Origin of the sequence: Streptomyces sporangiiformans, assembly GCF_005768555.2 — a bacterium.
Lineage (GTDB): Bacteria > Actinomycetota > Actinomycetes > Streptomycetales > Streptomycetaceae > Streptomyces > Streptomyces sporangiiformans.
Map to the genome: position 1 here is coordinate 1 of NZ_VCHX02000104.1, position 11956 is coordinate 11956.

Consider the following 11956-nt stretch of genomic DNA (forward strand, 5'->3'; position numbering starts at 1 on the left):
TCGCTCTCTCCACTCCCACCGCTCACGCCGCGGTGGGTGACGACCAGCCGCTGGTCGTCGCCCACCGCGGCGCCTCCGCCTACGCCCCCGAGAACACCCTGGCCGCCGTCGACAAGGCGGCGAAGCTGGGATTCCGCTGGGTCGAGAACGACGTCCAGCGCACCAAGGACGGCGAACTCGTGGTGATCCACGACGACAACCTCAAGCGCACCACCAACGTCGAGGAGGTCTTCCCCGACCGGGCGCCGTGGAAGGTCAAGGACTTCACCGCCGCGGAGATCGCACGCCTGGACGCGGGCAGCTGGTTCAGCGCCAAGTACGCGGGCGCGCGCGTGCCGACGCTGAAGCAGTACATGAACCGTGTCTCCCGCAACCATCAGAAGCTCGTGCTGGAGATCAAGAACCCGGCCCTCTACCCGGGAATCGAGAAGGAGACCCTCAAGGTCCTCAGCAACGAGGGCTGGCTGTGGCCGTACAACGTACGGAGCAAGCTGGTCATCCAGAGCTTCAGCGCGGACAGCGTACGGACCGTGCACGAGCTGCGGCCCGACGTCAAGACGGGCTTTCTGGGCACCCCGGCCGTCGCGGACCTGCCCACGTACGCGAAGTTCGCCGACCAGATCAACTCGACGCACACGTCCATCTCCGCCGACTACGTCGCGTCGATCCACAAGCTCGACGGACCGCACGGCAAGCCGCTGGAAATCTTCACATGGACCGTCGACACCGCGGACGGCGCGCGGCGCGTCGCGGACTTCGGTGTGAACGGCATCATCACGAACAAGCCCGACGTGATCCGGGCGGCGCTGGACTAGTTCTGAGGCCCGCTCCCGGGCCTGCCGGTGGCGCGGACGCCCGCATGCGTCCGCGCCACCGGCGTTGTCAGTGGTGCGCCGTACGGTGGACCGCATGAACAGCCATGGGCAGAACGAGCAGCAGGTGGTGTGGACCGTCGTCGGCACCGACATCGGCCCGTTGCTGCTGGCCGCGACCGGCGAGGGCCTGGTCAACGTCGTCTTCCACGCCACGGACGAGGTGCGCCACAAGGCGCTCGACCGGCTCGGATCCAGGCTCGGCGCCGAGCCGGTCGAGGCGCCCGGGTCCCCACTGCTTGCCGAGGCGATACGCCAGGTCGAGGCGTACTTCGCGGGTGCGCGGCACGACTTCGAGCTGCCGCTGGACTGGTCGCTGATCTCCGGGTTCAACCGCCAGGTGCTACGTGAACTGTCGTCCGGCGTTCCGTACGGGACGGTTGTCGGGTACGGCGACCTGGCCGGGCGGGTCGGTCAGCCGGGCGCGGCCCAGGCCGTGGGCATCGCCATGGGCGCCAATCCGCTGCCGGTCGTCGTGCCGTGTCACCGGGTCGTCGAGAGCGACGGCGGCATCGGTGGTTTCGGCGGCGGCCTGGAGACCAAGCGGAAGCTGCTGGCCCTGGAAGGGGTGCTTCCGGAGCCCTTGTTCTAAAGGGCGGGTACTCGCAAGGCACTGGGGAGGCATGGAGCCTCGAGTTCGGGAAAGGCCGTTGCGCTCAGGGCGTCCCGGGTTCCGGGAAAAGGGGGAGACCGCGGTCCGGGAGAAGGGGGAGACTGCGCCGGTGACCACATCCTGCGCTCGCCTGCCCGCGTCCGCCACGGCTCGGTGCACCACTGAGACCGACGTGCGCGCGTTCTGTTGCGCCGCCCCGGGGCGTTCGCGATGACCGCCGTCGAGCGACAGGTCGCCGCGCCTGTCGACGCGGACGGGATACCGGCACTGCGGCGCCGCATATCCGCTGTACTCATCGCGAGTCAGATCCTCGGCGGACTGGGCGTCGCCACCGGTATCGCGCTCGCCGCTGTGCTGGCCCAACAGGTGGCCGGCACCGAGTCACTGGCCGGGCTCGCGCCCACCGCGACCGTCGCGGGGACGGCTCTGCTCTCCATGCCGCTGGCCGCACTGATGACCGCGCGCGGTCGCCGCCCGGGGCTCGTCCTGGCGTATCTCATCGGTGCGTTGGGAGCCGGCGTCGTCGTGGCCGCCGCGACCGCCGGCAGCTTTCCGCTGCTGCTGCTCGGTATGGCGGCGTTCGGTGCGGCCTCGTCCGCGAATCTGCAGGCCCGGTTCGCGGCCGCCGATCTCGCCGAACCCCAGCGGCGGGCCCGGGCCATCTCGAACGTCGTGTGGGCCACCACCATCGGTGCGGTTCTCGGTCCCAACATCGCCGCGCCCGCGGGACGCAGCGTCTCCGGGCTCGGCATACCGGAGACGGCGGGCCCCTTCCTATGGGCCGCCGGCGTCTTCCTCGTCTCGGCGCTCCTGGTCGCGGTGCTGCTGCGGCCCGACCCGCTGCTCACCGCCCGCGCGCTCGCGCCGGTCGAGGAGCAGTCCGCCGACGCGCGCTCGATCCGGGCCGGGCTGGCGGCGGTGCGGGCCTCGCCGCGCGCCCGCCTGGCCCTGGTGACGGTGGCCGTCTCGCACACGGCGATGGTCTCGGTCATGTCGATGACGCCGGTCGACCTCGGCCACCACGGCGCGAGCATCGACCTGATCGGCCTGGTCATCAGTGGCCATATCGCGGGCATGTACGCGTTCTCACCGATCATGGGGCGGCTGTCGGACCACCTCGGGCGGCTCTCGGTGATCGGACTCGCCGTGGCCCTGCTGGCCTGTGCGGCGCTGCTCGCGGGCACCGCGGGCGCCCATCACGGGCAGAGCGCCGCCGGGCTCTTCGTACTGGGCCTCGGCTGGTCGGCGGGCCTCGTCTCCGGCTCCGCGCTCCTCACGGACTCCGTGCCCCAGCCCGCGCGCGCCGCCGCGCAGGGGCTGTCCGACCTGACCATGAACACCTCGGCGGGCGTCGGCGGCGTGGCCGCGGGCCTCATCGTCGCGCAGGCGAGCTACGGCTGGCTGAACCTCATCGCCGCCTGCCTGTTGCTGCCGCTCGGCGCGCTGGCCCTGTTCACCCGGAGCAAGCGCGTCGCAGACCCGGCGACACCGGAGGAGCCGCGCGACCTGCTCTAGGCCCTGTCGGTCGCGCGGCAGGCGGGAACATGCCGACAGGGCCTGGGCCCTGTCGGCCCGGCGCTACTCGTAGTGCCGGGCCTCGAAGACGTTTCCGTCCGGGTCCCGGAAGTAGAAGCTTCGCCTGGCCGTTCCCCGGGCCCCGAACGCGTCGTACGAGAAGTCCGAGACCGGGACGGCCCGCTCCTCCAGACGAGCGCGAAGCTCATCGAAGTCGTCACCCCGAAGGGACAGGCATACGTGGTTGACGGGGTGGCCCGCGCTCTCGTCCGCCCCGGGGACCATGTCCATGCCCGCGGCCAGCGACAGTGGTGCCAGGTCGAAGATGGTCTCCTCGTTGAGGCGTACGGAGGGGAATGACACCTTCCCCGCGGTGAATTCGGTGATTCTGAGAGGTTCCAGGCCGACCGACTTCTCGTAGAAGTCGGCCGAGGCGACCGGGTCGCGCACCCAGAGGACGACATGGTCGAGACGTGCCGAGTTGTCCGTCATGCCCCTAGGCTGCTGCCCTCTTCCGGCCGTCGCAAGGGTTTGGCCGGGCGCGCCGCCCGCCAGGGATGAGGGGAGAACCGACAGACAGGAGGCAGGCGCGTGCTGGTGGTGTCCGAAGAGGTACGGGAGGCGCTCGCCGCGCACCGGCCGGTGGTGGCCCTGGAGTCCACGATCATCGCGCACGGGCTGCCGCGGCCGCGCAATCTCCAGGTGGCGCTGGAGCTGGAGACGGCCGTACGCCAGGAGGGTGCCGTTCCCGCGACGATCGCCGTCCTGGACGGGGAGCCCCGGGTGGGCCTCGACAAGGAGCAGTTGGAGCGGGTGGCGAACGAGGACGCCATGCGCAAGCTCGGCCATCGCGATCTGCCGCTCGCCGTCGCCACGGGCGCGAGCGGGGCGACGACGGTGTCGGCGACAGCGCTGCTGGCCGCGCGGGCGGGCGTCCGGGTGTTCGCGACGGGCGGGCTCGGTGGAGTGCACCGGGAGTGGACGCTCACCCAGGACGAGTCCGCCGACCTGGGTCTCCTCGCGCGTACCCGGATCACGGTGGTGTGCGCGGGCGTGAAGTCCATCCTTGACGTGCCGGCGACCCTGCAGCGCCTGGAGACACTGGGCGTCGCGGTCGCCGGGTACGCGACCGCGCGCTTTCCCGGCTTCTATCTGTCCGACTCGGGGCACCCGGTCGACTGGACGCTGGAGTCGCCCGACGAGGTCTCGGCTGTCATGCGCGCGCAGGACGCGCTCGACGGACCCGAGTCCGCGCTGATCGTCGCCAATCCGGTTCCCGAGGCGGAGCAGCTGGATCCCGAGCTCCACGCGCGCGTGCTGGCCGACGCGCTGCACGCATGCGAGGCGGAGGGTGTGACCGGCCAGGCGGTCACGCCGTTCCTGCTCGACTATCTGGTGCGGCACACCGACGGGGCGTCCCTGAGCGCCAATCTGGCGGCCGTACGCGGCAACGTACGACTCGCGGGCCGGATCGCGGCGGCCTGGGCCGGGGCGTGACCGGGGCAGGCGGAGGCGCGGGCGAGGCCGAGGGGGCCGCGAGAGCGCCGGGCTCGAGCACGAAGGGGCCCGGCTGGGAGACGAGGGGGCCCGGCTGGGAGACGAGGGGGCCCGGCTGGGAGACGAGGGGGCCCGGCTGGGAAGCGACGGGGCAGGGGCGTCATCACGGCGCCCTGCTGGTCGTCGGTGACATCGTCACAGACGTCGTCGCCCGGCATCGAGGACCGCTCGCCTCGGGCACCGACACGGCCGCCGCCATCCGGACCATGCCGGGCGGCGCGGGCGCCAACGTCGCGTGCTGGGCGGCCCATTGGGGCTGTCCGGACGTGCGAATCCTCGGCCGGGTGGGCGCCGACTCGGCGGCGTGGCACGAGCGGGAGCTGACCGCTTCAGGGGTGCGTCCCCAACTGGTCGTCGATCCCACAGCACCGACAGGCACCGTGATCTGCCTGGTGGACGCGGATGCGGCGGCGGAGCGCACCTTCCTCACGGACAGCGGCGCTTCCCTTCGGCTCGACCCCGGTGACTGGTCGCCGTCGCTGCTCGACAACGTCGCGTGGCTGCACCTGTCGGGCTACCTGTTCTTCTCCGAGCCGGGCCGGGCACTGGTCGCGGTGACTCTGGAATCGGCACGCGCGCGTGGCGTGCCGGTGAGTCTGGATCCCGCGTCGGCGGGGTTCCTCTCCGTGCTCGGCGTCGACCGCTTTCTGGCACTCGCCGAGGGAGTCGACGTACTGCTGCCGAGCCGGGACGAGGCCTGCCTGCTCACCGGGCTGCCCGATCCGGGGGACGCGGCGGCCAAGTTGAGCCGCCACGTCCCGCTGGTGGTGGTCAAACAAGGCGGAGCCGGAGCACTGGTGGCCGAGTCGGGTGCCGTAAGGGAGCACGTCCCGGCGGCGCCCGCGACACCCGTCGACACCACGGGGGCCGGGGACGCTTTCACCGGCGCCTTCCTCGCTGCCGTGCTCTCGGGCAGCCGGCCCCGGGAGGCGGCGGCGGAGGGGTGCCGGGCGGGAGCTCGGGCGGTGGAGCGGGTGGGCGGGAGGCCGGAGAGGAACGCGTGACGGCGCCTGGGCTACGGCTTGCGCCCCCACGCCGAGACCAGTGGTGCCGTCGTCAGATCCATGACGCCTGCTGTCACGTTCGCCAAGTGACGCTCGATGTCCTGATCCGAGACAAGGCCCGCCGCTACGAGCTCTTCGCGGACCTGGCCGACCGTCACGGACTCCAGCGCGGCGCAGGCCGGCGAGGCGATCGCGAAGCATGCCTCGGCCTCCACGCGACGCAGTCCGGCCTCGCGGAGCAGGCGCGGGAGTTGCCGTCCGTACGCCAGGTCGGCGCCGCGCTTGGCGAGCAGTTTGTCGCAGGCGTGGCGCAGCTTGTTGGCCAGCTGCTGCTCAGCGCCGTGCTCGTCGGGGCAGAGCCGCGATTGCAGCGCGGGATCGGCGTCCTCGATCAGGAGTCGTCCACCGGACCGCAGCGCCCCGGCCATCGACCGCAATGCCCGTTCCCTGTCCGGCACATGGGACAGGACGAGCCGGGCGTGCACGAGATCGAAGCCGTCGCCCGGCGGCTCGTCCACGCCCACGTCATGGACACGCACCTCGACCGGCGGGCGGGCGACCGAGGCAGCCCACGAGTCGTCGGTGTCGGTCGCGACGACCCGTCCGGTGGGGCCGACCTTCTTGGCGAGCCAGGACACCACGGACGTGCCGCCGGCGCCGACCTCCCAGCAGCGCCAGCCGGATCCGATGCCAAGCCGCTCGATGTGCCGGAACGTCGTGGGGTCGAAGAGGGTGGCGAGGGCCTGGAAGCGCTGACTCGCCTCGGTCTGCCGGTTGTCGAGGAGATACCCGTGGGTTCGCGTCATGCGTAGATCATCCCAGTTGTCCGGCTTGCCCACTATGGCCGACTCTCGCGTTCTTCACGTGTCGCGGCAGGCAGCGGAACGGAACGCTCCATTCCTCCAGGCTTTTCCCGGCCATCGGTACATCCTGGCAAACTGGCCGCGGCAAGGCGCAGAGTGCGGCGCGAGGAGATCCACACGAGGAGATCCAGATGTCCATGGCAGGGAATCTGCGGAAGGTCACGGGCTTGGGCAGGGCCGGTGGGCTTCGCAAGGTGGCGCGGTTGGGACGGCGGCGTGCCCGCGTGGACCTCAGCCACCCCGCCCGGTCCCCACTGGGCTCCTCGGTGGTGAACTGCGTGGCGTACGAGGACGGGGTCAGAGTGCCCGGCGGCCGTGACCTCGTCGAGACGGTGGAGAAGATCCGCAAGGACGGCGAAGGCTTCGTCTGGCTCGGGCTGCACGAGCCGACGGAGGCGGAGTTCTCGGTCATCGCCCAGCTCTTCGACCTGCACCCGCTGGCGGTCGAGGACTCGGTGCACGCCCATCAGCGCCCGAAACTGGAGCGGTACGGCGAGACACTGTTCGCGGTGTTCAAAACGGTCTGCTACGTCGAGCACGCTGAACTGACCGCGACCAGCGAGGTGGTGAACACCGGCGAGATCATGGTCTTCGTCGGCTCCGACTTCGTGATCACGGTGCGGCACGGCCTGCACGGTTCGCTGGGCCCGCTGCGCGAGGAGCTGGAGGCCGACCCCGAGCAGCTCGCCAAGGGGCCGGCCGCGGTACTGCACGCGATCGCGGACCATGTCGTCGATGACTATCTGAACGTCACCGACGCGGTGCAGGAGGACATCGACCAGGTCGAGACCGACGTGTTCGCGGAGAACGGCGCGCGGGCCGACCCCGGGCGTATCTACCAGCTCAAGCGCGAACTCCTCGAACTGAAGCGGGCGGTGGTGCCCCTGAGCCGCCCGATCACGGACCTCGCCACCCGGCCGATACGGGTGGTCGACCAGGAGATACAGGCGTACTTCCGGGATGTCTCCGACCATCTGCTGCGGGTGACCGAGCAGATAGCCGCGTTCGACGACCTGCTCAACTCGATTCTGCAGGCACACCTCGCGCAGGTCAGCGTCGCGCAGAACGAGGACATGCGGAAGATCACGGCGTGGGCGGCGCTGATCGCCGTGCCGACGATGGTCTGCGGTGTCTACGGCATGAACTTCGAATTCATGCCGGAGCTGCACTGGAAGTTCGGTTACGCCTGGGCCATCGGTGTGATCGCTGTCGCCTGCTTCTTCCTGCACCGGGGGTTCAAGCGAAACGGCTGGTTGTGACACACGTGTGCCCCTCGTCCGGCACGGCCGGCCGGACGAGGGCGGCTCGTGCCGGACGAGGGCGGCTCGTGCCGGACGAGGGTGTGTTTCCGGTGTCAGCGTGTCGTGGCCTTCGCGTAGACGCTCTCGGCCCAGCCCGCGAGCTGTTCCTCCGTCAGATGCGCGGCCAGATCGGCCTCGCTGATCATTCCGACCAGGCGCTTGTTCTTGATCACAGGAAGGCGGCGGATCTGGTGGCCCTGCATTTCGCCGAGCACTTCACTGACATCGGCGTCGGCGTCGATCCAGCGCGGCGTGCCCTTGGCCATCTCGCCCGCGGTGACGCGGGCCGGGTCATGCCCCATGGCCACGCAGCCGACCACGATGTCGCGGTCCGTGAGAATGCCGCAGAGCCGTTCGTTCTGGTCGCTGATGGGCAGCGCGCCCACGTTGAGCTCCCGCATCAGCTGGGCGGCACGGTCCAGGGTCTCGTGAGCGGGGATCCACTGGGCGCCGCGGTGCATGATTTCTCCGGCGGTGGTCATGTAATACCTCCCGTTGCCGGCGGGCCGGCGCGGCGCGGGGACGCACCGCTGGTCCCGGCGCCTCTACATTCTCGCCAAGGACGCGGAGATGCGCACCCGGAGTTCGCCGACGTCAGCCGTTCCACGCCGGGTGGCGCGGGTCATCGGCGCGCACCAGGACGTCGGCCGTGTCGCCCGGGGCGACCTCGCTCTCGTAGCGCTCGTACGCGGGCAGCGTCCAGTGTTCGCTCTCGGGGGTGCGCCGCCGCAGGGCGCCCGGGGAGAGGCGTGTGTGGACGGCCAGGTCGAACGGGAACCAGTGGCGCAGGAGCAGCGGGCCGTGCAGCAACAGCAGGGCACCGGGTGGGAGTTGGACGTACGGACTGCGGGTGGCGCGGTCGGCGGCGGGGTCCCAGAGGTCGGGCAGGACACGGCCGTCGCCCGCCGGTTCCAGCGGGCCGAAGACCTCGCGCCACAGGGCTCCGGTGTCGAACCAGCCGTTGTAGTAGGCCTCCACGTCCTGGTGGCCGTACTCGAACCGGAGTGACGCGGGGCGCAGGAAGCCCTCTGCGCCGATGACCAGTGCGGAGCGGCCACGTACGCGCAGCGCCTCGGCCACGCGTTCGGCGAGGTGGCCGGGCTGTGCGGCCGGTGCTCCGTCGAAGGCGATGCGCGGCCAGGGACTGCCGTCACTCGGCTTCAGGTCGAGCAGCCGCTCGGCGAGGAGGTCGCCGAGCCGTTCCCAGGTGATCGCTTCGAGTCGCACAAGGCCCATGATGCCGCGCGGGCCGACATGCCCGGCGGCTCCCGGCTCCGTTCGGCGGCCACTCGGCGGCCGATCGGCATTCGAGGCATACGCTCGGCGTCCAAGACGCGCGCGTATGGCCTCGAGCCTCTCAACCATGGTCACTCTTCTCGTACGGGGTTTCACTTGTAGTGACAGGGAGTGCCGGGCAGGATCTTGGGGTTCGGGAGCGTTCGGCCCGACGGTTCTGGGAGCGGTGCGCCGAGTTGCTGCCCACGGGCTTGCTCTATGCGGGGAGTTGCCATGATCGATGGACCGTACTTCGTGTTCACGTTGCTGGGTGTGCTCGGCACCGGGCTGGTGGCCGGGGTCTTCTGCGCGTTCTCGACGTTCGTGATGAAGGGGCTCGCCGCGCTGCCGCCCGCGCAGGGTGTCGCGGCGATGCAAGCGATCAACGTGACCGCTTTGATGCCGGCTTTCATGGTCGTGTTCGTCGGGTCGGCGGTGCTGTGCACCGTGCTCGCGGTGGTCACGTTCGTGCTGTGGCCCGACGAGGGCACGGTGGAGCTGCTGCTCGGCAGCGCGCTGTATCTGTTCGGCTCGTTCGGAGTCACGATGGTCGCGAACGTCCCGCGCAACGAGGCGCTGGCCAAGATGGACCCCGGCACCCCGGAGGCCGCCGCCTACTGGCCCACGTTCGTGAGCGAGTGGACGATGTGGAACCACGCCCGCATGGTCGCGTCGGCCGCCGCGGCGATCTCGTACGTGCTGGCCCTCACCTGAGGCGTACACGCCGGGCGCGCACCCCTTGGGCACACGGGCCGGTGCATGCCTGAGGCGTGCGCGGCGCGGGCGACGTATCGTGGCGGGGAGAGTCAACCGAAGGCCCTGCTCCCTGCCGCCCGGCCGCCGCCCGGAGGCCGAAGGCCCAAGGGCGCACGGGCCCCCGTACGCGCACGTGAGTGAGACGGCCATGGCCGATCCCAAGGGTTTTCTCAACGCCTCCCGCGAGGAGTGGCCACGCCGCCCCGTCGAGGAGCGGGTCCGTGACTGGGACGAGGTGTACGTCCCCGGGGCACTGCTGCCCATCATCCGCACGCAGGCCGACCGCTGCATGGACTGCGGCATCCCCTTCTGCCACGAGGCCTGTCCGCTCGGCAACCTGATCCCCGAGTGGAACGACCTCGTCTCGCGCGACGACTGGCGCGTGGCGAGCGACCGGTTGCACGCCACCAACAACTTTCCCGAGTTCACCGGGCGGTTGTGCCCCGCGCCGTGCGAGGCGGGCTGTGTGCTGGCGATCAACCAGCCCGCGGTCACCATCAAGAACGTCGAGGCCGCCATCGCCGACCGGGCCTGGGAGGACGGGTTCACTCCGCCGCGACCGCCGGACCGGCTGTCCGGGCGGACGGTCGCGGTGATCGGCTCGGGGCCCACCGGACTCGCCGCGGCCCAGCAGTTGACCCGGGCCGGGCACACCGTCGCCGTGTACGAACGGGACGACCGGATCGGCGGGCTGATGCGGTACGGGATCCCCGAGTTCAAGATGGAGAAGCGGCACCTGGAGCGACGGCTCGGCCAAATGACGGCGGAGGGAACCAAGTTCCGCACCTCGATGGCCGTCGGCAGGGACCTTGGAGCTGCCGAGCTGCGGGCCCGTTACGACGCCGTGGTCCTCGCGGTGGGCGCAACGGCCTGGCGTGAACTTCCTGTGCCTGGCAGGGAGTTGGACGGCATTCATCAGGCGATGGAGTATCTGCCGCTGGCCAACCGGGTGTGCGAGGGAGACCTGGAGGCGTCCCCGCTGTCCGCTGCCGGCAAGCACGTCGTCATAGTCGGGGGCGGCGACACGGGTGCCGACTGCCTGGGCACGGCGGTACGCGAGGGCGCGGCGTCCGTGACCCAGCTGGACATCTACGCGCAGCCGGGCGCGGAGCGCGACGAGGACACCGAGCCGTGGCCGGTGTATCCGAAGATCTACCGCCTGTCGGCCGCGCACGAGGAGGCTCGCGACCTGCGGACCTCGCCCGCGGCGGACGCGGACGCGCGGCTCTTCGCGGCGTCCACGCTCCGCTTCACCGGCGACGCGAACGGACACGTCCGCGCACTGCGCATCGTCGAGGTCGACCCCGAACGCCGGCCGCTCCCCGGCACCGAGCGCTCGATCCCCGCCGACCTGGTCCTGCTCGCCCTCGGCTTCTCCGGCCCCGACCGCACCGACGGCCTCGTCGACCAGCTCGGCCTCTCCCTCACCCCCCGCGGCACGATCAGCCGCGACGCGGACTTCGCGACCAACGTCCCGGGCGTGTACGCCGCGGGGGACGCCGCCCGCGGCCAGTCCCTGATCGTGTGGGCCATCGCCGAGGGGCGGGCGGTCGCGGCAGCGGTGGACCGTCATCTGACGGGGAACTCACGGCTTCCGGCACCGATAGGGCCGCACGACCGGCCGATGACGGTATGAGCCCACGAGGGAATGACGGGGTGGACGCCGCTGTGCGCCCGTCACCGCCTCAGCGGCCGTCCGTCCCCGCCTTCTTCGCCGTCGACAGGGCGATCCGGTTCCACGTGTTGATCGCGAAGATCAGCGCCAGCACATGGGCCAGCTCCTGGTCGTCGAAGTGTGCGGCGGCCTCCGCGTAGACCTCGTCGGGGACTCCCCCGTCGGCCACCAGCGTCACCGCCTCCGTCAGTGCCAGCGCCGCGCGTTCCTGCGCGCTGAAGAAGTGCGGAGCCTCGCGCCACACCGCGACCATGTGGAGGCGGTCCTCGCTCTCGCCCGCCTTGCGCGCGTCGTTGGTGTGCATGTGGAGGCAGTACGCGCAGTGGTTGAGATGTGAGGCGCGGATCTGGATCAGCTCGACCAGCGCGGGGTCCAGACTCTCGCGCGCCGCGGCGTCGAAGCCGATGAGGGCACGGAAGGCCTTCGGGGCGGACTTCGCGAAGTCGAGTCGAGAATTTCCGGCCACTGCGGTTCCCGTCGTCCTGCCTGCTGTGTTCGTCGTCATGCCTATGAATCTATGGGCCG

Annotated in this window: 13 protein-coding genes; 8 read left to right on the forward strand and 5 right to left on the reverse strand. The window is 70.9% G+C overall.

Annotation, left to right across the window (positions count from 1 at the left end; genetic code table 11):
* The 3 genes from FGD71_RS12275 to FGD71_RS12285 form a co-directional block, all read left to right on the forward strand.
* The coding region (locus FGD71_RS12275) for a glycerophosphodiester phosphodiesterase (protein ID WP_119100442.1) at positions 1 to 815 on the forward strand (815 nt) is incomplete at its 5' end.
* A gap of 94 nt (positions 816 to 909) precedes the next feature.
* Entirely contained in the window at positions 910 to 1464 is a 555-nt protein-coding gene (locus tag FGD71_RS12280; protein ID WP_119100443.1) for a methylated-DNA--[protein]-cysteine S-methyltransferase, read from the forward strand.
* Between the two features lie 231 nt (positions 1465 to 1695).
* Positions 1696 to 3000, forward strand: a complete 1305-nt coding sequence (locus FGD71_RS12285) for an MFS transporter (protein WP_119100487.1) — start codon at positions 1696 to 1698, stop codon at positions 2998 to 3000.
* A gap of 63 nt (positions 3001 to 3063) precedes the next feature.
* On the opposite strand, the gene FGD71_RS12290 is transcribed toward FGD71_RS12285, so the two are convergent.
* Positions 3064 to 3492 (reverse strand): VOC family protein, encoded by a 429-nt coding sequence (locus FGD71_RS12290; protein WP_119100444.1) that lies wholly within the window; start codon positions 3490 to 3492, stop codon positions 3064 to 3066.
* A gap of 99 nt (positions 3493 to 3591) precedes the next feature.
* On the opposite strand from FGD71_RS12290, the gene FGD71_RS12295 reads away from it, so the two are divergent.
* Together FGD71_RS12295 and FGD71_RS12305 are read left to right on the forward strand one after the other, a co-directional pair.
* Positions 3592 to 4497 (forward strand): pseudouridine-5'-phosphate glycosidase, encoded by a 906-nt coding sequence (locus FGD71_RS12295; protein ID WP_119100445.1) that lies wholly within the window; start codon positions 3592 to 3594, stop codon positions 4495 to 4497.
* Positions 4498 to 4670: 173 nt separating this feature from the next.
* Entirely contained in the window at positions 4671 to 5561 is an 891-nt protein-coding gene (locus tag FGD71_RS12305; RefSeq protein WP_119100488.1) for a carbohydrate kinase family protein, read from the forward strand.
* Positions 5562 to 5572: 11 nt separating this feature from the next.
* On the opposite strand, the gene FGD71_RS12310 is transcribed toward FGD71_RS12305, so the two are convergent.
* Positions 5573 to 6367 (reverse strand): methyltransferase domain-containing protein, encoded by a 795-nt coding sequence (locus FGD71_RS12310; RefSeq protein ID WP_119100446.1) that lies wholly within the window; start codon positions 6365 to 6367, stop codon positions 5573 to 5575.
* 188 nt (positions 6368 to 6555) lie between these two features.
* Between FGD71_RS12310 and FGD71_RS12315 the strand changes: the two genes are divergently transcribed.
* Complete coding sequence (locus tag FGD71_RS12315) at positions 6556 to 7683, forward strand: magnesium and cobalt transport protein CorA (RefSeq protein ID WP_119100447.1); 1128 nt, start codon at positions 6556 to 6558, stop codon at positions 7681 to 7683.
* 95 nt (positions 7684 to 7778) lie between these two features.
* Here FGD71_RS12315 and FGD71_RS12320 read toward each other — a convergent pair whose 3' ends face one another.
* On the reverse strand, positions 7779 to 8207 hold the full coding sequence (locus FGD71_RS12320; RefSeq protein WP_119100448.1) for a CBS domain-containing protein: 429 nt from the start codon (positions 8205 to 8207) through the stop codon (positions 7779 to 7781).
* A gap of 112 nt (positions 8208 to 8319) precedes the next feature.
* The gene (locus tag FGD71_RS12325; protein WP_181359182.1) at positions 8320 to 8961 is read right to left on the reverse strand and encodes a nucleoside/nucleotide kinase family protein; all 642 of its coding nucleotides are present in this window, start codon (positions 8959 to 8961) and stop codon (positions 8320 to 8322) included.
* 273 nt (positions 8962 to 9234) lie between these two features.
* Here FGD71_RS12325 and FGD71_RS12330 point away from each other — a divergent pair, with 273 nt between their 5' ends.
* Both FGD71_RS12330 and FGD71_RS12335 read left to right on the forward strand, forming a co-directional pair.
* Positions 9235 to 9714, forward strand: coding sequence for an anthrone oxygenase family protein (locus tag FGD71_RS12330; RefSeq protein ID WP_119100449.1), 480 nt, complete (start codon positions 9235 to 9237; stop codon positions 9712 to 9714).
* A 190-nt stretch (positions 9715 to 9904) separates the two neighbouring features.
* Positions 9905 to 11392, forward strand: a complete 1488-nt coding sequence (locus FGD71_RS12335; RefSeq protein ID WP_119100450.1) for a glutamate synthase subunit beta — start codon at positions 9905 to 9907, stop codon at positions 11390 to 11392.
* A 49-nt stretch (positions 11393 to 11441) separates the two neighbouring features.
* Here FGD71_RS12335 and FGD71_RS12340 read toward each other — a convergent pair whose 3' ends face one another.
* Positions 11442 to 11936 carry a carboxymuconolactone decarboxylase family protein gene (locus FGD71_RS12340; RefSeq protein WP_119100451.1) on the reverse strand — a complete coding sequence of 165 codons (495 nt, stop codon included), beginning with the start codon at positions 11934 to 11936 and terminating at the stop codon, positions 11442 to 11444.
* Positions 11937 to 11956 lie beyond the last annotated feature (20 nt).

Coding starts and splice junctions, on each gene's coding strand:
- FGD71_RS12280 (WP_119100443.1), top strand. CDS start 910: ATGAACAGCCATGGGCAGAACGAGCAGCAGGTGGTGTGGACCGTCGTC.
- FGD71_RS12285 (WP_119100487.1), top strand. CDS start 1,696: ATGACCGCCGTCGAGCGACAGGTCGCCGCGCCTGTCGACGCGGACGGG.
- FGD71_RS12290 (WP_119100444.1), bottom strand. CDS start 3,492: ATGACGGACAACTCGGCACGTCTCGACCATGTCGTCCTCTGGGTGCGC.
- FGD71_RS12310 (WP_119100446.1), bottom strand. CDS start 6,367: ATGACGCGAACCCACGGGTATCTCCTCGACAACCGGCAGACCGAGGCG.
- FGD71_RS12315 (WP_119100447.1), top strand. CDS start 6,556: ATGTCCATGGCAGGGAATCTGCGGAAGGTCACGGGCTTGGGCAGGGCC.
- FGD71_RS12320 (WP_119100448.1), bottom strand. CDS start 8,207: ATGACCACCGCCGGAGAAATCATGCACCGCGGCGCCCAGTGGATCCCC.
- FGD71_RS12325 (WP_181359182.1), bottom strand. CDS start 8,961: ATGGGCCTTGTGCGACTCGAAGCGATCACCTGGGAACGGCTCGGCGAC.
- FGD71_RS12330 (WP_119100449.1), top strand. CDS start 9,235: ATGATCGATGGACCGTACTTCGTGTTCACGTTGCTGGGTGTGCTCGGC.
- FGD71_RS12335 (WP_119100450.1), top strand. CDS start 9,905: ATGGCCGATCCCAAGGGTTTTCTCAACGCCTCCCGCGAGGAGTGGCCA.
- FGD71_RS12340 (WP_119100451.1), bottom strand. CDS start 11,936: ATGACGACGAACACAGCAGGCAGGACGACGGGAACCGCAGTGGCCGGA.